Source organism: Bacillus sp. V33-4 (assembly GCF_002860225.1).
GTDB lineage: Bacteria > Bacillota > Bacilli > Bacillales > Cytobacillaceae > Bacillus_BJ > Bacillus_BJ canaveralius.
Map to the genome: position 1 here is coordinate 45,320 of NZ_PGVC01000027.1, position 19,404 is coordinate 64,723.

Annotated in this window: 17 protein-coding genes; 4 read left to right on the forward strand and 13 right to left on the reverse strand. The window is 41.3% G+C overall.

Features of this window, described 5'->3' with window-relative positions:
* Positions 1-82: 82 nt before the first annotated feature.
* From CVD23_RS10745 to CVD23_RS10770, 6 genes are all read right to left on the reverse strand, one after another.
* Positions 83-1,150, reverse strand: coding sequence for an ABC transporter ATP-binding protein (locus CVD23_RS10745; RefSeq protein WP_101666004.1), 1,068 nt, complete (start codon positions 1,148-1,150; stop codon positions 83-85).
* Positions 1,137-2,879, reverse strand: coding sequence for an ABC transporter permease (locus CVD23_RS10750; protein WP_101666005.1), 1,743 nt, complete (start codon positions 2,877-2,879; stop codon positions 1,137-1,139). The genes CVD23_RS10745 and CVD23_RS10750 overlap by 14 nt, the downstream gene beginning before the upstream one ends.
* A 27-nt stretch (positions 2,880-2,906) precedes the next feature.
* A complete protein-coding gene (locus CVD23_RS10755) occupies positions 2,907-3,959 on the reverse strand; it encodes an extracellular solute-binding protein (protein WP_101666006.1) in 1,053 nt (350 codons plus the stop codon).
* A gap of 699 nt (positions 3,960-4,658) precedes the next feature.
* Positions 4,659-5,240, reverse strand: a complete 582-nt coding sequence (locus CVD23_RS10760; RefSeq protein WP_101575171.1) for a 50S ribosomal protein L25 — start codon at positions 5,238-5,240, stop codon at positions 4,659-4,661.
* 88 nt (positions 5,241-5,328) lie between these two features.
* On the reverse strand, positions 5,329-6,270 hold the full coding sequence (locus CVD23_RS10765; RefSeq protein WP_101575170.1) for a DUF1861 family protein: 942 nt from the start codon (positions 6,268-6,270) through the stop codon (positions 5,329-5,331).
* A complete protein-coding gene (locus CVD23_RS10770; protein WP_245917217.1) occupies positions 6,236-6,535 on the reverse strand; it encodes a helix-turn-helix domain-containing protein in 300 nt (99 codons plus the stop codon). Before CVD23_RS10770 ends, CVD23_RS10765 begins: the two co-directional genes overlap by 35 nt.
* Positions 6,536-6,736: 201 nt before the next feature.
* Between CVD23_RS10770 and CVD23_RS10775 the strand changes: the two genes are divergently transcribed.
* From CVD23_RS10775 to CVD23_RS10785, 3 genes are read left to right on the forward strand one after another with little or no spacing between them, the layout of a single operon-like run.
* Entirely contained in the window at positions 6,737-7,918 is a 1,182-nt protein-coding gene (locus CVD23_RS10775) for a glycosyltransferase family 4 protein (protein WP_101666007.1), read from the forward strand.
* A complete protein-coding gene (locus CVD23_RS10780) occupies positions 7,918-9,024 on the forward strand; it encodes a glycosyltransferase (protein ID WP_101666008.1) in 1,107 nt (368 codons plus the stop codon). The genes CVD23_RS10775 and CVD23_RS10780 overlap by 1 nt, the downstream gene beginning before the upstream one ends.
* Positions 9,017-10,096 (forward strand): mannose-1-phosphate guanylyltransferase, encoded by a 1,080-nt coding sequence (locus CVD23_RS10785; protein WP_101575167.1) that lies wholly within the window; start codon positions 9,017-9,019, stop codon positions 10,094-10,096. The genes CVD23_RS10780 and CVD23_RS10785 overlap by 8 nt, the downstream gene beginning before the upstream one ends.
* 516 nt (positions 10,097-10,612) lie before the next feature.
* Here the strand turns inward: CVD23_RS10785 and CVD23_RS10790 are convergent.
* From CVD23_RS10790 to CVD23_RS10820, 7 genes are read right to left on the reverse strand one after another with little or no spacing between them, the layout of a single operon-like run.
* Positions 10,613-10,801, reverse strand: coding sequence for a twin-arginine translocase TatA/TatE family subunit (locus CVD23_RS10790; RefSeq protein ID WP_101575166.1), 189 nt, complete (start codon positions 10,799-10,801; stop codon positions 10,613-10,615).
* Between the two features lie 37 nt (positions 10,802-10,838).
* Positions 10,839-11,750, reverse strand: a complete 912-nt coding sequence (locus CVD23_RS10795) for a 4Fe-4S dicluster domain-containing protein (RefSeq protein ID WP_101666009.1) — start codon at positions 11,748-11,750, stop codon at positions 10,839-10,841.
* A gap of 51 nt (positions 11,751-11,801) precedes the next feature.
* Positions 11,802-12,647, reverse strand: a complete 846-nt coding sequence (locus CVD23_RS10800; protein ID WP_101666010.1) for a dimethyl sulfoxide reductase anchor subunit family protein — start codon at positions 12,645-12,647, stop codon at positions 11,802-11,804.
* A 27-nt stretch (positions 12,648-12,674) separates the two neighbouring features.
* Positions 12,675-13,208: a DMSO/selenate family reductase complex B subunit gene (locus tag CVD23_RS10805; protein ID WP_101666011.1), complete on the reverse strand. Its 534-nt coding sequence runs from the start codon at positions 13,206-13,208 to the stop codon at positions 12,675-12,677.
* Between the two features lie 16 nt (positions 13,209-13,224).
* Complete coding sequence (locus tag CVD23_RS10810) at positions 13,225-15,795, reverse strand: molybdopterin-dependent oxidoreductase (RefSeq protein WP_101666012.1); 2,571 nt, start codon at positions 15,793-15,795, stop codon at positions 13,225-13,227.
* Positions 15,796-15,819: 24 nt separating this feature from the next.
* Positions 15,820-16,530, reverse strand: a complete 711-nt coding sequence (locus CVD23_RS10815) for a TorD/DmsD family molecular chaperone (protein WP_101575161.1) — start codon at positions 16,528-16,530, stop codon at positions 15,820-15,822.
* Positions 16,527-17,882, reverse strand: a complete 1,356-nt coding sequence (locus tag CVD23_RS10820; protein ID WP_101666013.1) for a radical SAM protein — start codon at positions 17,880-17,882, stop codon at positions 16,527-16,529. The genes CVD23_RS10815 and CVD23_RS10820 overlap by 4 nt, the downstream gene beginning before the upstream one ends.
* A 295-nt stretch (positions 17,883-18,177) precedes the next feature.
* On the opposite strand from CVD23_RS10820, the gene CVD23_RS10825 reads away from it, so the two are divergent.
* On the forward strand, positions 18,178-19,401 hold the full coding sequence (locus CVD23_RS10825) for a PucR family transcriptional regulator (RefSeq protein WP_101666014.1): 1,224 nt from the start codon (positions 18,178-18,180) through the stop codon (positions 19,399-19,401).
* The last annotated feature ends 3 nt before the right edge of the window (positions 19,402-19,404 follow it).

The window sequence follows — 19,404 nt, forward strand, 5'->3', positions numbered from 1 at the left end:
TGATTGTTTCCACTTTATCACATTACATCTCTTTTCCGAAACAAAGTCAGCTTACCTGAAAACTGAGCTCCAAAAGTGCAGATCAAATGGATATCGCTGTTTCCTTCACACCAATGTTTACTTTCAAGCTAACCTTATCTCCAGGAATAAAGCGTTTATTAAAAACTGATGAATATACACTAAACGTTTGATCATTCACTAATACACTATAATGAATTTCATTTCCCTGAAACTGGGCGAAAAGAATTTCTCCCGTTACTTCGCCTCGTTCCGCTTCGGTGACTACCCATTGTTCGGGCCTGATCGGGTATAGATGTTGCTTTTTGAGTTCGACCGAAGTTCCCATATCCGGCCAGCTGACATGCGGAAAACCATCAGGAATAAAGGTATCGATATTGATCCATTTTCCGGTTATTAAATTGCTTTTTCCAACAAAAGTGGAAACAAACACAGTTCTGGGTTTCGTATAAATAGCTTCCGGCGGGTCAACTTGCTCAATTTCACCTTTATTCATGACCACAATTCTGTCCGACATAGCGAGAGCCTCACTTTGATCATGGGTAACGTAGACAACGGTTGTGCCCAACTGCCGGTGAATTCCCTGAATTTCTTTACGCATTTCCATCCTTAGTTCCGCATCGAGCGCACTGAGTGGTTCATCCATAAGCAATAAAGCCGGGCGGGGGACGATCGCCCTTGCTAAAGCAACGCGCTGGCGCTGGCCTCCCGACAGTTCGGAAGGATATCGGTTCTTTAAATTCTCAAGGCCGACCATTTCAAGCGTCTCGCTAACACGGTCAGCCTGTTCCTGTCTATCTTTGATTTTCCCATAACGATGGTGTTTAAGCGGAAAATATACATGCTCGGAGACTGTCATGTGCGGCCAGAGGGCGAAAGATTGAAATACCATACTAATATTTCGTTTTTCTGGTGGAACAAGCTTGTAGGGACCGGCAACGAGATCATCATGAATCGTGATCTCACCGGATGAAGGTTTCATAAATCCTGCCAAAAGCTTGAGCAAAGTAGTTTTACCACAGCCGGAAGGTCCCAGTATTGCGACAAATTCTTGCTCACGAAGTTTGAGATTAATATTTTTTAGTGCTGTGTACCCTCCATACTTCTTGCTTACCTCATTAATGTGTATCATCGTTCTTTATCACCCGCTTCTTCCAAACTTTTTCGACGAAAATAAACAAAATCCCGAGCAGCAGGATCGCCAGCACAATCATACTCGAAAAAGCTGTTGAAAATGTACTGTAACCAGCCTGTTCAAAACTAAAAATGACAACCCCAATTGTTTCCGACCCGCTTGACCACAACAAACTTGAAACTGTTAATTCTGTTAAAGCGGTTAAGAATACAAGCAACGCGCCTCCCATTACACCAGGCAATAGGAGCGGCACAAGGATCTTTCTCCACTTCGCCAGCCATCCCGCACCAGCTGTCAAAGCTGCTTCTTCCATCGAAGGATCAATCTGTGAAAGTGCAGTTAAGCTGCCGCGCATTTGCAGAACGGTAAACCTTGTAATATAGGCAATTAATAATATCCAAACAGTCCCATACACACCGGGCTGCCATCCTCGGATCGGCTGCAGCCACATGAGAATAATTGAGAGGGCAAACACAGTACCAGGAAGAGCATAAGGAATCGTAACCATCATCTCGGTTATGCGAATAAACACAGATGGATGTTTAAAGCGCAAATAAGCAATGGTCGTCCCGATTACGAGACAGCAAAGCATCGCAACCAGAGCAAGGGTAACACTGTTGGTAACTGCATTTATCGTTTTAGCATCTTCAAACAATAGATATTGATAGTTTTTCAAGGAAAGGTTTTCCCAGCGAAAAGATAAACCATAGGCTTTAAGAAAAGACGTTGCAGCCATCGTCAGAAAAGGGATCAGGCTTGTACAAAGCAAAAAAGTCCAGAGAGTGAACTCAACAGTCGAACGCCAACCGTTTGAAAGAAAATAGCGGGGTTCCATGTCCCGGCTCGCCGTTTCATGAACCTGGCTTTTTCTAATAATCAACCACTGAAGCACCGTCCCGATTAAAGCAATCAATCCCAGTAGAACAGACAAAACTGCCGCCCTCGCAAATGCTGTCGGCCCGTAACCTATGACCTGTTCATAAATATATGTACTTAGTACACGAATGTTGGCCGGAATTCCGAGTAAAGCAGGAATTCCAAAGTTATCAAGGTTAGACAAAAAAGCCAGCAGCCCTCCTCCGGCTATGCCAGGCAGTGCCATCGGGAAAACAATCTTCGTAAAGATCGTCCAATTTGCTGCTCCCCCTGCGCTGGCCGCCTGTTGCAGTTCCCGGGGGATTTTTCGAAAAACTTCTATACTCAATAAATAAACAAGCGGATAATGGGACAGCCCTAACACTAGAATAATTCCTTCCATACTATATAAATTAAAGATTGGCCCGTCCGAAGAAAATAACGCTGCAAGTGGGCCATTTTTGCCGAAAAACTGTACCCAAGCCAGGGTTGTAATATAGGAAGGAATGATAAACGGCATAAAAATAAATAATTGTATCCATTTCTTTCTGCGTAAATTTACATAGGCCATCATCCAGGCGAGGCTTACACCTAACACTGATGAGAGAAAAGTACTCGCTATCGTAATCCAAAGCGTATTCTTTATCGTTGTCCATGTTACTGCTTCTGCTAAAACCTCCTGATACAGATTGAGACTGAGGTTCCCTTCCGAGACAACACTCAACCATACCAAACGGCATACAGGCAGTAAAAATAGAAATGTAATCAATGAGAAGCCCAGTATTCCCGACCAGCTCCGAAAAATAGAAGAAAAGGAAAACGAGTAAAACGTTCTCGCTTTCCTTAATGAACTTTGATATGGTGGAATCATTTTCTCCACTCCTCTAGTGTTGCCAAGTTATTGACCAACTGTTTGTTCAAACTGTCTTTTATCATCTTCTCTTGATTGAAAAAGTTCGTTAATATCCGCAGAAATGACTTTCAACTCATCGATTGTTTTCAATCCTTCCGGAGCCTCGACACCCTCACGAATCGGTGTATATCCTAGCTCAGCAGCGAGTTTCTGGCCTTCTTCAGATAAAACAAAGTCGACAAACGCCTTGGCTGCAGCTTCATTTTGCGAATCTTTCATAATCCCAATCGGTTCTGTTATAACAGGTACGCCCTCTTGCGGATAAACAAGTTCAACCGGTGAACCTTCTGATTTTGCACGGGCAACAACAAAATCGACAACCATTCCGTAATCCTTTTCTCCACCCGCAACACTTTTAAGAACATCACCATTGCCCTTCGTCACTGTCACTTCATTGGAGCTGATTTTTTCATAAAAGTCCCAGCCAAAATCATCGTGGCGTGTTAGTACGCCTAAATTATATGCTGCAGCACCCGAGTATAATGGACTCGGCATAATGACCTTTCCTTTAGATTCTGCCGAGGTCAAAACATCCCAGCTCGACGGCATTTTATCTACGTTTTCTGTGTTAACAACGAGCGCTGTTGCCATTACTTTAGTGCCGTAGTAAGTGCGATCAGGATCAACCAAATCTTTCGAAATCCCTTCTGCTTCCGGTGATTCGTAAGACAAAAGCAAATCCTCTTCCTTCAGGCTTTCAAAAGTGACAGCATCCGCCACTAACAGTACATCAGCCTGGATATCACCAGCCAGTTGTTCCGCCTTGATTTTTGAAATAACCTCTTCTGTACCTGACCGGAAGGTTTCTACCTTTACTTTAGGATATTTTGCCTGGAACCCTTCCACTAATTTAGCAGCATCTTCATCAGGCTGCGATGTATAGAAGTTCAACGTTCCTTCCAATTCGGCTTCATTAGCTTCAGCTGTAGTGTCGGAAGCAGCCCCGCCGTCATTAGCAGAAGAGCTTGAATTATTTCCGCAAGCTGCTGTTATTGTCATTAATACTGCAACGATAAAAGTCATCGCCCATTTACGCATATTTATTTTTCCCCCTTAAATCATTGGTTGATTGCCAGTTTTCTGACACAGGTTTTTTCGGTTATGGTAAGTCCTAACTCGATTGGAGAAATCGGGATATACCCTTCGTGCCAAAAAAGTTAGTTTCTTTCATTCTGAAAAACTTTTAAATGCAGGAGCTGGTCCTTGAGCCAATGATAGACCTGGCCTGGTGAATCATTTAACCCAACGTGTATGTATTACCTTAAGCATAAAAAACATATATTAAGCTGATTTAATGAAAAGATATAAAGATTGCAAATTTTTTATTAAGATAAGGTCGGTAGAAATCATCAGAAAAGCCGAATTTTCTGGAGAATTGCTGATAGTTGTAAATTATTTGTAAATTCTTTACGTTTGCTTAAAATACACAGAATTTTGAGGATGAAATACGAAGATGACAACTAAAATGCTTTCTTGAAGAGTGCTTGATACATCTTCCCTCCTTTATTGCTTAGGCTATGCTAATTACCTCTGTAAATATTTGACTACCGAAGGTTGTTACGGCACTTCGTAACAACACTCGATCCTATGGTGCTCGGAGCTAGACAGTATCAAATTTCAAAGATAAAAATTCTGATAGTAAAAAAAAAAATCCCCTCAAAGCAGCAGTGTCTAGGTTCATGAAACCATGAATTTTCACACTTTCTGCCGTAAGGAGATGTAACCACATTCTCTATATTATATTTGGACGGGATCTGTTTCTTCTACTTCCTCGTGAACCGTTTTGATCTGAATCATAACAGCATTCGGATCAGTCAATACTTCAATTCCATCCTTGAAAATCAGGTCAGAAACGAGAAGCTGGTCGCCAGAAGCAAGGCCGCTTATATCCACTTCCATTGAAGTCGGCAAATCATCAGGCATACAGCGGACTTCTACTTCATACATTTCCACCTGCAGTACCCCACCAGATTTCACGCCGATTGCCTCTCCTGAAAAATGGATGGTAACTTTGCTATCCATGCTTTTAGCCATGTTCACATGTTGAAAGTCAATATGCAACAATTTGCCCGACAAGGTTTCCCTTTGAATGTTCTGAACAATGACCGGAATCACTTTTTCATCGGATGTCTTGCCCTGCAGAATAGCCCGTGGATTTTTTTTCAAAATGTCCAGTATTTCTTTTTCATTAACTTCTAATGATAAAGTATCTTTACCAATCCCATACAACACAGCCGGGATGCGTCCCTGTTTTCTTGCTAGTTTCATGTGGGACTTTGTTTCACCAGTGCGCTTGTTTAATAGAATAAATTTACTCATTTGTTTGTTCCCGCTCTCTTTTGACCATAAATTCTTGTCATATTGATTATAACATGACCATAGAATCTAGTCAAATAAGCCATTCTCATTATTCATATTCGATAAAAGGATCAGGGATTTCAATCTGATAAGCCTCGGCATCACTAACGCCAACGGAAAGCACTGCTCGGCCATTGCCCGACCGTATAAGTCCACCGCTAAAAATAACATCCTCTAGCTCTGGCCGTTTGCCGGGGCCTCTTGGAAAATCACTTCTTGCAGCAATAATTTTTATAGGTGTTTTCTCACAGGTTTCGGGGTTTATCGAAAAAACCATAGAATAATAGTGCTTGTTACCTAATATATCAAGGCAGGCTATATGCCCGAGAACGCCCACATGACCATTCCTCAATAAATGCGCTTCGTTCGCACCTCCCCAATCTTCGGGAACAAATTGATCTTGAAGTATTTCTGCATCAATGAAGGTTTGCTCATTGAGCTCCTCTAAAGAATCGATTATAGTAAATCCGATTTGCCCTCTTCCGCCTCTTGCTCCTTGCGGCCTTGTAAATACGCCTACCCTGCCATCCGCAAGCTCAATTAAGCGAATATCCTTCATCGTACCGGGTCCAGATGAAAAGTGACGTAACGAATCAATTTGAAACCCACGATAAAATTGAGTGATCCATGACACAATCTTCCCAGGATTATCGGCTGCAGTGATGACTTCAACTCCGCCAACAATTAATTCACCCTTGATGATGGTTGTGCATGGATCCTGCAAATTATAGGTATGTGTATGTTTACGGGGACTCCAAATCTGATTGTCGCATGTAAAAAAGAAGACTTGAGAGAACTCACTATCACGTTCCTCAACTCTTCCTAAGATCACTTCCTCCCCGTCAAATCGAAACGGGGCCGTTATATTATATACATCTCGATTTCCAACCCCAGAGAACGCTAGCTTCTCCACTTTCGTTAAACGGGGCTTCGCATAAAATTTATCCAGAAGCTGTTTACAGGTTTCCGTTTTTATCGGTTTCCTTGTCATTGCCGTCCTCCTCATGATCAATCGATTGATCTATCGTGCAATCACTTTCTTCATCCTCTTCGATTCTAATGAGCTGTCCCGGCTGGACATTAAAATATAGACAAAGCTTTAGCAACAAATCCCTGGGATACTGTACCATCTCATCCTTATACATTCGACGAACGGAATCAAAGTGGTAATTAACATCTTTTGCAAGCTTACGTATAGATAATTTTGGATCGTGATTTTCCATAACTTCATTCAATTTACTGCGTATGACTGCCATACATGCACCTCCTACATTAATATATATGGAGAATGGTGGAGAGTCAATAAAATTGACAAGAAAAAATGGTCATGTTATAGTGTGAACAGGAAATAATTTGAATTTCCAGAAAATTAAATACCACTTTCCCTATAGAAAATAAAGACTTCTTTATCTTCTTTTTTTTACCCAAAAATCGCGACAATTATGGAGGCTCTTTATATGAAAAATTCAAGCAACAATCGGAATATCGTTTTTCTAGGAACCAGCCTGCCGAGAGAATGCGGCATTGCTACATTTACACAAGATTTATTAGATGAATTCGAACACATTCAAGGCTTCAATAAACCTCGTATCATTGCAATCAACAACAACGAAACTTACCACTATCAGGAGCAGGTGATGAGGGAAATTGACCAGTACAAGCTGTCGGATTATATAGATACGGCTGATTATCTTGACTTGTCAGACGTTGATCTTCTCGTTATCCAGCATGAATTCGGTATTTATGGCGGAGAAAGCGGGGAGTATTTGATTCCATTCGTCGAGAGACTGAGTATTCCGTATATCGTCATTTTTCATACCGTCTTGACTAAACCTTCTGCCAAGCAGCGACACATCATGAATCGAGTTGCGGAACTAAGTGTTAAAGTCGTAACGATGGCGAAGTCTAGCGTAAAGAATTTGATCTCTATTTATGGAATTGATGCCACAAAAGTCACTTTCATTCACCATGGCGTGCCTTATGTCAAAACCGAATCAAGATCAAAGCTTAAAGAACAATATGGCTTTGCGAATCGAAAAGTTTTATCCACCTTCGGCTTTCTAAGTCCTGGCAAAGGAATTGAATATAGCATAGAGGCAATGCGCGAAGTGGTTAAACAGCATCCGGATTCTCTCTATATCATTTTTGGGAAAACACATCCGGTAGTCAAACAAGAAACAGGCGAGGTATACAGACAAAAGCTGATGGATCTTGTGAAAGAATTCGATTTAAATCATAACGTTCTCTTCATCGACAAGCTATTGACGCAGGAAGAAGTCATTCAATCGCTTGTCATGTCAGACGTCTACATAACTCCTTATTTAGGCAAGGATCAGGCCGTTAGCGGCACTTTGGCATACGGAGTCGGTTATGGAAGGGTCATAGTTTCCACTCCTTACCGATATGCCGAGGAAATGCTGGCAGAGGGCAGGGGCTTACTGGCAAACTTCCGCGATTCTGCCTCCTTGGAAGCTTGCATCCTCCAATTACTGGACAACCCTACTATGATAAAAGAAATGGAAAATCGCACACTTGAACTAGGAAGAACCATGCTGTGGAGCGAAATCGCGAAAACCTATGCCACAATATTCCAAGAGAAAATAACGATTTCAGAGTTAGCTAATAGGAGTGTGATTTGATGGGAGTACAAACGATACTACAGTTTAAGTCCGATTATATGCGCAGGATAACGGATGATACAGGAATTTTTCAGCATACCAAGTTTGGAGTTCCCGATCGCTCGATGGGCTATACGACAGATGATAACGCACGGGCATTAATCGCAGCCGTTTTATTGTATAGCAGCAAAAAAGATTCAGTCACGTTGGACCTGATTCATACTTATATTTCCTTCATTCATCACGCTCAGAATGCCGATGGAAACTTTAGAAACTTTATGGATTATAACCGTTCATTCGTTGAGGATAGCGGCTCTGAGGATTGTCAAGGACGCACGCTGTGGGCGCTTGGATTCACGCTCACCCATTCCTCCTCCCTGCCCGATAATTTGCTAAACACCTGCCGTTATTTAATCAATCAGGCATTATCGCATATCGATGCGCTCGGATCTCCACGTGCTCAAGCCTATGCCATAATCGGTCTAAGTTACCTGATAGAAACGCCTAATGCTTTAACTTACTCCTTTCCATATCTCCACACGCCAAGCACCGCAGATGAGAAGGTAATTCTGCCCAGAGCATTCATTATCGATCTGATCGAAAATATGGCGGTCCGACTGCACAATCAATATACCCGCAATAAGGGGAATGGTTGGAATTGGTTTGAAGACAGCCTTACCTACGGAAACTCGATGCTTCCATGGGCACTATTAAAAGCATTCCGTATTACAGATAAAGTTAGTTTGAGGGACACGGCCAAGGAAAGCTTGGATTTTCTAGCATCCAAAACCTACTCTGAAGAAGGATATTATAAGCCGATTGGCAGCCACGGCTGGCTGCTGCGAGACGGAAAGGCCGTTCCCTATGACGAACAGCCGATTGAAGCATGTGAAATGCTTCTTGCTTGTAAGGAAGCTGCGATCGTGCTCGAAGACACCGCTTATCTGAAGCAAGCAGCCTTATGCTATGAATGGTATTTAGGAAATAATTCATTAAAAACCCCTCTAATTGATCCTCAAACCGGGGCTTGTTATGACGGCATCCATTCGACGGGGTTGAACCTTAATCAAGGCTCAGAGAGTATCATTTCCTTCTATATTGCCCATTTGGTGATGCATCATGAATAAATTTGCTACTATCCTTGCGGGCGGGGGCGGAACCCGCTTTTGGCCGCTGTCCAGACAAGAGATTCCGAAGCAGCTTTTAAATATTAGCGGAAACGATATTATGTTAAATGATACCATCGAACGATTCAAAGGCATTATCCCTCAGGAAAATACAGTAATCGTGACGAATCGTTCTCAAGCTGTATTGCTGGAGAGTATCATGCATAGCAGTGTATCGAAACGCAACATTTTGATCGAGCCTGTTGCGCGAAACACGGCTGCAAGTATACTTTTTGCGGCGTTATCAATAGAAAAATCCCACGGTGATTCTTTAATGGTCGTATTGCCTTCCGATCATTATATAACGGATGAAGAACAATTCCGGATTACGCTGGACGAAGCCTGTACAGTCGCGATGGAAACGGACAAAATCGTAACCATCGGAACTAAACCGACATTCCCTTCTACTGGCTACGGCTATATCGCCTTTGATAAAGAGCCCATTGCTTCGAATCCTGTGGCCGTATACGAAGTAGCAGAATTTGTAGAAAAACCGAGCTTCCAGAAAGCGCAAGGCTATCTGTCGTCAGGTAATTATTTGTGGAATAGCGGTATGTTCATTTGGAAAACATCCGTTATTATTGAGAATTTCAAGCGTTATCTGCCCCGGCTGTATAAGACGATGCTTCCAATCAGCGATTATCTGGGTACGGAGCAGGAAGAGGAAATCATTAATAAGATTTATCCGACGCTTCAAAACATTTCGATTGATTACGGCATTCTTGAGCGCTCCGATGAAGTCGTTGTTCTGTCTGGTCAATTTGGCTGGAATGATATCGGCAGCTGGGATGCGCTTGGCGCGATCTTCCCACCGGATCAATCGGGCAACATTATAAAAGCGAATCACATGGGAATAGATACACGCAATTCGATCATATATGGAAACGGCAGACTAATCACGACAATAGGAGTAGACGGCTTCATCATTGCGGACACCGAGGATGCACTATTAATCTGTCCCAAGGACAAAGCGCAGTCTGTCAAAGAAATCGTCGAACTGCTGAAGGAAAATGGAATGGCCGAATATATTTAGGGAAAACAAAGAAAAACCGGGCAAAAAAACAACAATGTTTTAATTTGCTTCATGAAATGAATAAAAAACTGAGCTATACCTGCCTATTAGCATCTGTTAAACCACTATTAGGTTGTCTAATATCATTTAAATAAAGCTGCCACTGCTTTTGAGGTCGAGGTAAGATCGGAACGACTTTCTGGAGGCTATAAGACCTCGGAGTTAAGCATCGTCCACCTCGTCCTGTAAATGCGAATTGTACGTTAATGAAATCAACAGATTGTACTCACGCCAGAATGCATCCCTACAGTATTGAAACGGGGATAACTACTTCAGACATGAGAACTGGTGGTTAGCTTTCATAGAGCTTCCTGTCAGTTGCTCTTCTTTTATCCATAATTTGGATTTAAATTAGAATAGGTGTGTTTGCCTTACTCTAAAATCCAAAAAAACTATTTGACATAGTACGCTTATCTTTTAAAAAAAGGACATATTCTAAAGAAAACACATCCTTATCCGAAAAAGTTTTACTTCATATTATGACTTAATGTCATTTTCCTCTTTTTTTTCTTTATCATCATCCATGATCCCTTTAGTGGAATTTTTAAATTCCTTCAATGATTGCCCCATTGCCCGGCCAATTTCAGGTAGTTTCTTCGGACCAAATATAATCAATGCGAGTACTAAAACCAATATTAATCCCGGTATTCCAATGTTTGATAACATCAAGACCACTCCTAAAATATGATTTACAATTCAATTATTATCTCGCCACCAAAAATCCTTTTCTTTTTATACATGTTACACATGTTTCAGAGTTCACAGACAATGTCTCAAAGCTTTTGTTGCATGATGTACAGACTTTCGTATACACAGGATGCTCTATTGTTTTATGTCGTGAAATTTTTTCTTCAACAAAGATTGCTTTTTCAGGACATATATCCTCACATAAGCGGCAAGATGAGCATCGTTGAGCAGAAATAGAAAAGTCAGTTTCCGTTACATTCAAACAGTTTTTATCGCAAAGAACCTGGCATGCCCTACATAAAGTACATTTGCTAATGTCCAATTTAATCTCGGAAAATTGATGGTTTGGATAGTGTTTCGCCAATTCTAAGTCAGTTTGATTAAACCGCCATTTAGCTGGTGTCATTTGCTTCATCCAAGAATGAGTTTCTTGTTTCCAGCCAATAAACAAATCTCTTCTTGTACATGATGTATCTGTTGAGCCCCCGCCTTTTTGAAAAATAACTGAAAAAGCGGACTCACCTAATTCCTGCAAGACGCTATTCACTTCATCGATTGTTTTTTCCAAGTTTTCATTCAATTTTTCTTGTTCACAGACAATTGCTCTTATACCTTTTTTATAGTAGACGAGGAGTTCCATTACTGTAGGTATATCGTCATCTGTAATTACAAGCTGATTTTGAATCACTGTCCTTTTCGGGAAAATGCCTGCAACTGCCTGTACAGGACAAGCAGCCATGCATTTCCCGCATTCTATACACTCCTCATTATTAATAACAGGAACGCCTTTAACAATTAAGATCGCATCAATATCGCAGGAATCCAGGCACTTTTCACATTTTGATCGGGGGCTTTGATGACGGGTGCACGTTTTTAATATTTCATATTCGTAATCCAGACTCTCTGCCCATTTACTGAATAAACCCATCACTTTAACCCCCCTAGAAGATTGCACATTCAAAGAACTTCATTTTGAAAATCAGGAACCTAAAACATAAAATACATATCTGCTCATGCCTTCAGCGAAAACCAGTGCGGCGAGCGCCACATAAGCAAAAGATAAAGACACTTTCCTGTTCGCCATTGACAAGTATCCCAATACGCCGACTCCCATAACTTCAATAATCCAGCGCAGAGCTACTGTGCCTTGATACGCTTCCAAACCGGTCATTGCGTTCGTTCCGCTGATCATATTCACTTCAGGCATAGCTGATGAAAACAGGGCAACTCCGACGATTTGGACGGCGATACCGAATATCGCCATGTAAAAAGCATACTTCACGAGGCCATTTGCTTCCGCTTCACTCTGCTTGTTCCGTAATAACGGTGCGATAAAGCTAGCCGCCAGCACCGGTCCTAGCACAAATGCTGTACCATAAAAGGAAGTAAAGGTGTTAATCGAATGCCAGCCGCTAACCAGCGTATTGGCATAGATTGCCGCCATGCAGTAAATATCAACCAAACCAATCAGTGACGAAACGAGCAATAGCCACGGATTTACCTTCTTCTGGACAAACGCCAGGCCGGTTGTGACACAAGCCGCGCCAATAAACAGTCCGGTCGCCAATATTTCGCGGCTCATCCACGAGGAGCCCAAATGCCTGATCGTATTGAAGGCATTGCTTGGTGCACCCAAGTGGGCGAATGATGCCCCGAGCCCGATGATCGATAACCCGGCAATCGCAAGCAAAGGAATTCTCATCATCGAAAATGTTTTTTCCTCGCCCATTTTCGATAGTTTCCTATGGAACAGCCACAGCATAAACATCCCGCCGATCGCGGCCTGCATACAAACTGTAAAGATTAATAACGCCCATTCATTCATGATTCTCTTCCCCTTCCATGTGAAATATTACACATGTAAAACTATATTAGGTTTCGTGATGGATGCACTTGGCATCCCTTTTACCTCATTCACATCTCCATATTTTTTACGCAGCTCTTCAATTGGCCCGAATTCAATTGCGCGCATTGGACAGGAAGTGACGCAAGCTGGTTCCTCCCCTTTTTCACGCAAATCAATACATGTATCACATTTCGTCATTTTACCTAGTTCTTCATTATATTGCGGGCCGCTGTAAGGGCAATTCCATTGGCAATACTTGCAGCCGACACATTTATCGTGGTCTACTAATACAACGCCATCCTCTGCTCGCTTATACATTGCGCCCGTCGGACAACCCTCTACACATTTAGGTTCTTCACAATGGTTGCAAGAGATCGATAAATGAGAGATAGCCGGATTCGGATATTCTCCTTCTTCAAAATCATATACTCTTCGATAATTCCTTCCGACTTCAAGATCATTTTTATCTTTACATGCAACAACACATGTCTTACAGCCAATACATATAGCCATATTAATGTAAAAACCCATTTGAGCCATGTTCTACTATACCTCCTTAGAAAAGAACCCTTTGTTTCCACTTGTCATCTGCTTCAAGTGGTTCACCTTCCCATTTCTCCATATCACAAATCGCTGTGTTCCAGCCCGATGTCCCTAAACCTGTCGGAATGGGACCTGTTAACATATTATCTGCTCCGGCTTTATCGACTTCTTCCTTCTCGTCCATTTCCACCCATGCACCATGCGGCAAAGCAATGACACCAGGCATTAAAGTTTCCGTTAATGATGCAGGTCTAAGTGTTTTTCCGAACTCACTCGATAATAATACAGTGTCTCCATCCTTAATGCCTTTAAGCTTGGCATCACTTTTGTTGATATAAACTGGATTTGGCCAGGCTTCCCGAAGCCATGGAACATTATCAAAAGTGCTGTGTGACCGCCTTAAATAATGCGGGTTGTAAACCTGGAAAGGATATTTTCCTTTCTTTTTACTCTCCCAATCTGCAAAGGTATCCTCGTATCCTTTTGTTTTTGCTGTGTATTTTGGAATTGGGGAAATTTCTGTCCACAACCCTTTTGACGCTTCATTAATGGTACTGCAGTAAATTTCGAACTTTCCGCTCTTCGTTTTTAAAGGGCTGCCAGTCGGGTCATCAATAAATTTCTTATAGGCGATATGCCCGAAATTGTCGCCTGGTTTCCTCTCGACCTGATAGACGCCTTTTTCCAAAAATTCTTTCAGCATAATCCTGCCCTGTTGAGGTTTACCTTGAACCTTCCATTCTTTAATATCCTGATCTGTAATCGTGACAAGCGGTTCATAGCCTGTTCCACTGGCTGCAATTACCGTACTTGTTGCCAGTTTATTAAAAAATGCCTGCTTTTCATCAAAAGGATACAGCTCTTTAGGATCTTTACCGAGCTTCTTCATAAGTTCTTCTGCGATCAGAGAATCACTTTTCGCCTCGTAAAGTGGATCAACGATCTTTGTATAGACAATAAATATTTCACGGTTCCCCTCGAGCATTCCGCCTTCTCTTTCCCATTCAGTCGTGACAGGCAAAACAACATCGGAATACTTGGCATTTGTATTCAAAACGTATGCGTGGCTAACAACAAATTCCACTTTACGGTGTGCTTCTATTCCTTTTTTGATCGCCCCGCGTGTTTGTAAAGTTGCGTTATTTTGATGATAAATCAGCTGAATATTGGCTTGTTTTTCTCCCTCACCCTTTTGCAGGTATTTGCCATCAAGAACGGCTGTAAATATTTCATTATGATTAATCGAATTTTTGACAGGATTCTTTGGAGTTGGCAAACCAGCCATACCACCTTTTACCAACCACGGACCGCCATTTCCGGCTGCTCTGTGGCAGCTAACTCCAGTCATTTGTCCCGGCCTTCCAAGCTGTCCAGTCATGAGTCCCAGCGTTGAAAAGGCTTGAACCCATCCTTCTCCATCATTTATGCGCGCCGGACCCCAGCCTGTCAAAAGTGCTACACGGTTCGTTGAGCCAACCTGCCTGGCAAGATCACGAATTTTTTCAGGTTGTACACCGCATATTTCAGCAGCCCATTCCGGTGTTTTTGGCATATGATCATATGTTCCAAGCAGATAGTCTTTAAAATTATCTTTTGGATCAGCACCTTGCGGCATATGATCTTGATCAAATCCAACCGTATATCGGTTCAAAAAGTCCCAATCAATCAGTGAGTTTGTCGCAGGATTATCTTCATCCAGCAATGTGTACATCATCGCTAACGCCAATGCATGGTCTGTTCCGGGCCGAACCGGTACCCACTCTGCTTCGAGCACTTGAGCAGAATCAGTATACTTTGGATCTATCGAAATAAAACGGGCACCCGCTTTTTTCGCTTGCAAGAAGTTATAGGTTGGACTTCCCGGACTGCTCCAGGCTGGATTTTCTCCCCATAACACAATTAATTGCGAATTGCGTAAATCCAATCGATCGTTTATACCTACATCAATCCATCCTTCAGCCATTCCCATCATTGTTGAGGCATCTTTCCAGGCACCCCATGAGGTAGTACCATAGTCAGTAGTGCAACCACCGTTAACCGCCATTACTTTTGAGATTTCTCCAGCACCTGTTGCCCAGATCGCTTCATTTCCATATTTTTTGGATATCCTGCTAATTTCACTTGAGACGATATCCAATGCTTCATCCCATGAGATCCGGACCCATTGGTCTTTCCCCCGCAACTCCTTGTTGCCGCCGCCTGGCGCCCAATTTTTTCTTTTCATCGGATACTTTAAGCGGTCTGCACCAAATACTTGCTGCCTTTGTGAACGGCCTCTTATACAACCCCTTTGCTGCGGGTAATCAGGACTGTCCGGGTGTGTGTCATCCGTTTTCTGGCGGACAACGACTCCGTCTTTGACAAGAACTTTATTCACGCAGCGGCCGCCGCAATTGTGCCAGCAAGCAGCAGACTTCCAAATTTCTTCATTGCTGCTGCTTTCCGAATTACTGTTTTCTTCTGCTTTAGCAACCAATCCTCGTGCTACAGGCACTGCAGCGGTTGCTGCTATCGCAGAAGACCAGCCGATGAAAGATCGTCTCGACATCTTAAATTCTTCCGCTTTTTTTAATAGATCGAACATCGTAATACTCCTTTCAAACTGAAATTAATTGACAAAATCTATATTCAAAAGCTCGTGGAGAACTTGTGAATCCGCTTTTATATAATGGTTCAATATTCTGGCAAGCCCGCTATAAAACTGACTGTCTGCGCTATCGATCACTTTTTGGCTGAACGCGGGAACAAAGGCTGATAAGTGTTTTTTGATAAATTGCTGCTGTTCATTTAGTAAGTAGTTCACTTCATTTATAGAATGAACGCTTTTTTTATTTGCCGAATCGATACATAGTTCGTTAAGGTGATAAACAAAATCCAATTCGAGCCCAATATGATCGTCAGCTTCAATACTGTCATCACTCGCTGCAAACCCGAACTTGTTATATGACTTTCGTACATCCATCGTACACTCCTGAAAAATCATCCGGTCTTTTCTTACGTACACCGATTCCCATGGCGGGGCCGGTACCTCGTATGGTCCTATGAACATTCTTGTATAATCCCAATGTAAATTGTCGAAGTGATCTTCATTGTTTACAACATCGAATTCTTTCAAATAATTCGTGACAAGATCAATCCCTTCCTTAAGGTCTTCTGATTCCTCAAGGAACGGGAATAGATGGATCATATTTTGTTGGACAAAGTGTTTGAGATAATCCCTTGAAGGTTCTTCGATAAAAAATCTCCTTAATATATCGTAAGCATATTGTCTTGCGTAAAAAATGTTCGATAAGTCTGGCAGGTTGATAGTTGTATTCATCTTATTTCTCCTCCTTGTTCGACCGGACCGACAATATCGTCCAATTGAAATAAACCAGGTGTTGTCCATTCAACGCTTACTTCGCGTATAACAGCCTCACCATCGACATGCTCAACAACATTTGAAGAAATGGCTATTTCTATATTGATTTTTCCTACACGTTCGATTGCCTCGATTGGAAATTGAACAAAATCATGTTCTCTATTCTCAATATGAAAAATTTTGTGTTGAGCTAAAACGGGAAGCACTTTTCGTTTATCTTTTCCAAACACTTTCGCTGTTTTTAAGAAATAGTCTTGGTTCGAAAATAGGTAACTTTCATCAAGAGGTTTGTGATCGAAATTTTGCTGATAGATTTGGCCTGTATGTTTATTCTCAAGAGAACAGTAATGAACACTGAGATTCAATTTTTCTTTTAAAGAGAACTCCAGCAGTTCTAAACACATTTCCTCACTTTCAGCGACAGCCAGCCCGCCTGCATACCAATAGTTGTAATACACTTCATATGGCGGGTTTTTCAATATAAATCCCCTGTCTTTAAATGCTTGAGCATTCCCAAGCGGAAAACAAAACTCCAATAAATTGATTCCGTAAATCCCGATTTCCTCCAATTGCAAAATGAGTGTTTTCATTTCCTCGAGCGTACCGGGAATAACAGGCATTTCGACCAAAACATAAGGTATATATTCTTTTGCCATGGCGATTTTCCCAAGAATATGCTTTCTCTTTTGGACGGAATCCTCCATCTTAATGCTGAAGCGGATTTCACTCAAATTTGCTTGTTTTAGTCGTTCAAAAGTACCCACATCCAGCAAATCTCCGGCTGTATATAATCTTGTATACGTCTGCGGCGTTTTCTCATTGGCCAGTTCAAAAAAAGCAATCGCTTCTTCTTTAAAAAGTAAAGGCTCTCCTCCAGTAAGTGCTAAATGCTTGAGTTCAACACCGTTCTCCAGTAATTCGAGCAGCTCTTTGTTAATATCTTTTTGTCGATCTGTATAAAACGTATAGTCCTCCTGGTTCGGGTTAAAACAGAAATAACAATTTCGATGGCATTTTAACGAAATAAAAGACGTATAGCTTCCTTCACCAGTTTGGCAAGCTTCGCATGCACTGGAAATCCGGCCTGTCGCAATACTTTTATCGTTATTGCGCAGGATTGCCCCGGCTGCCCGCAATTGTGTTAATTTCTTTCCTCTGTCTTTATTGAACTCTCGTTGCTGAAGCGGCAATCCGAATGATTCTATCGCTTTAATAGTCTCGGTTTCTATATTTGTGTATATTTGTGCATATTTTAGGAAGGATTTATTTTTTACCGTTCCAAGGTTGTCTTTCGTGATTTTCCTCAGCATAAGGCACTTCCTTTTTCATTTATTTTGAACTGGACAATTAACTTATTGTTGGTTTACTCCTGATAAAAAAGAACTATTCCGCAAACATGTGAATTTATTCACATTTATTTACTTGCTTTTATTATAAAATGAATAAAAAGAGATTTATACGGCCGCAAAGTACAAAATTAACTTCTGATTTTTGTACCGTTTGACAATGATTTTTATATCCTGTGACATTGATTACTGTTCCCTAAAACAGGTCTAAGCTATGATGTATAGTACATTGGACTTATTAGAAAGGAATGGTGGGTGAATGAATGAGAGTTATAACATCCCTGATTTTATTCAGGAATTGCTGATTGCTTCTGGCGACGGGTTGAGCGGAATTTCAACTAAACTATCAATGCTAATATCATTCCCGGTCATCATTACGGACCCATTCTATAACGTAATCTCCTCGTCAGCCTATGATCAGGCTATCAGTTCTATAGAAATCGAAATGAAACCGCTTTCCGGCATGGCTTCAGAACAGACCTTTTTTCATTGTGTGATTTCTTCTGCGAACTACCATACAGAAGCGGTCGGAAGCTCCATTACATATAGCAGCCAGATCACTGGATATATTTTTATCCTCTTACATGAGGCAAATATACAGGATATAGAAGAGTATAGATCGCTGATGCACTTTGCTTCATCTTTATGTGCGCTTGAATTAAGAAAAAAAATGGATATTAAACAGGAAACACTTAGGTTCAAGGACGCTTTTTTGTTTGACTTGCTTTACGGGAATTTCAAGAAAAAAGAAGATATTCTGTCCTATGGACAAATATGGAACTGGGATCTTGATCAACCTTTAGTTGTGTTGGTGTTTTCGATAAAAGATTACGATTATTATTCAACAGATAAACAATTAATGGATATTCTTTTATATGTAGTCGATAAAGTGTTACATCAACATCATATAAATCCGACCACGATTGCGAAACGAAACGAAGTAATCGCTATCTTGCCGACTGACAACAAACACGAGCTGGATAGCCGAAAGACTCTGATTGATTTAATACTTCATATTTTTGAGCTGATCAATAAGACTAATTTAGGAAATAGAGTGGCTTGCGGAGTAGGAAAAATATATCTAAATCCGGAAGAGATTTTCAGAAGCTATCAGGAAGCAAAGGTGGCGTTTGAGTTAGGACTGCTATTGAAAATAGACATCCCCTTCTTTGTCGATCTTGGACTTGCAAGAGTGTTATATAAGCATGACTTGCAGGATCTAAAAGAATTTTATGATCATATATTAGGGAAATTGCAAAGATACGATGAGGTAAATGAAAGCGAACTCATGTATACACTCGAGCAATTTGCCAATAACCAGTACGATCTGAAAAAAGCATCTGAAGCGTTATTCCTGCACCGTAATACGTTACGATACCGGATTAAAAAAATTGAAGAAATACTGGATCAAAAAATAGATGATATTAACACAAAATTGAACATTGCAGCAGCTTTAAAGGTTAAACAACTCCATAAACTGTAATGG

What these genes read in the sequence shown, in the direction of transcription:
- CVD23_RS10805 (WP_101666011.1), bottom strand. Translation starts at nt 13,208, where the DNA reads ATGGCTCAAATGGGTTTTTACATTAATATGGCTATATGTATTGGCTGT.
- CVD23_RS10770 (WP_245917217.1), bottom strand. Translation starts at nt 6,535, where the DNA reads ATGGCAGTCATACGCAGTAAATTGAATGAAGTTATGGAAAATCACGAT.
- CVD23_RS10810 (WP_101666012.1), bottom strand. Translation starts at nt 15,795, where the DNA reads ATGTTCGATCTATTAAAAAAAGCGGAAGAATTTAAGATGTCGAGACGA.
- CVD23_RS10795 (WP_101666009.1), bottom strand. Translation starts at nt 11,750, where the DNA reads ATGGGTTTATTCAGTAAATGGGCAGAGAGTCTGGATTACGAATATGAA.
- CVD23_RS10780 (WP_101666008.1), top strand. Translation starts at nt 7,918, where the DNA reads ATGGGAGTACAAACGATACTACAGTTTAAGTCCGATTATATGCGCAGG.
- CVD23_RS10760 (WP_101575171.1), bottom strand. Translation starts at nt 5,240, where the DNA reads ATGAGTAAATTTATTCTATTAAACAAGCGCACTGGTGAAACAAAGTCC.
- CVD23_RS10745 (WP_101666004.1), bottom strand. Translation starts at nt 1,150, where the DNA reads ATGATACACATTAATGAGGTAAGCAAGAAGTATGGAGGGTACACAGCA.
- CVD23_RS10765 (WP_101575170.1), bottom strand. Translation starts at nt 6,270, where the DNA reads ATGACAAGGAAACCGATAAAAACGGAAACCTGTAAACAGCTTCTGGAT.
- CVD23_RS10820 (WP_101666013.1), bottom strand. Translation starts at nt 17,882, where the DNA reads ATGCTGAGGAAAATCACGAAAGACAACCTTGGAACGGTAAAAAATAAA.
- CVD23_RS10785 (WP_101575167.1), top strand. Translation starts at nt 9,017, where the DNA reads ATGAATAAATTTGCTACTATCCTTGCGGGCGGGGGCGGAACCCGCTTT.
- CVD23_RS10750 (WP_101666005.1), bottom strand. Translation starts at nt 2,879, where the DNA reads ATGATTCCACCATATCAAAGTTCATTAAGGAAAGCGAGAACGTTTTAC.
- CVD23_RS10800 (WP_101666010.1), bottom strand. Translation starts at nt 12,647, where the DNA reads ATGAATGAATGGGCGTTATTAATCTTTACAGTTTGTATGCAGGCCGCG.
- CVD23_RS10790 (WP_101575166.1), bottom strand. Translation starts at nt 10,801, where the DNA reads ATGTTATCAAACATTGGAATACCGGGATTAATATTGGTTTTAGTACTC.
- CVD23_RS10825 (WP_101666014.1), top strand. Translation starts at nt 18,178, where the DNA reads ATGAATGAGAGTTATAACATCCCTGATTTTATTCAGGAATTGCTGATT.
- CVD23_RS10755 (WP_101666006.1), bottom strand. Translation starts at nt 3,959, where the DNA reads ATGCGTAAATGGGCGATGACTTTTATCGTTGCAGTATTAATGACAATA.
- CVD23_RS10815 (WP_101575161.1), bottom strand. Translation starts at nt 16,530, where the DNA reads ATGAATACAACTATCAACCTGCCAGACTTATCGAACATTTTTTACGCA.
- CVD23_RS10775 (WP_101666007.1), top strand. Translation starts at nt 6,737, where the DNA reads ATGAAAAATTCAAGCAACAATCGGAATATCGTTTTTCTAGGAACCAGC.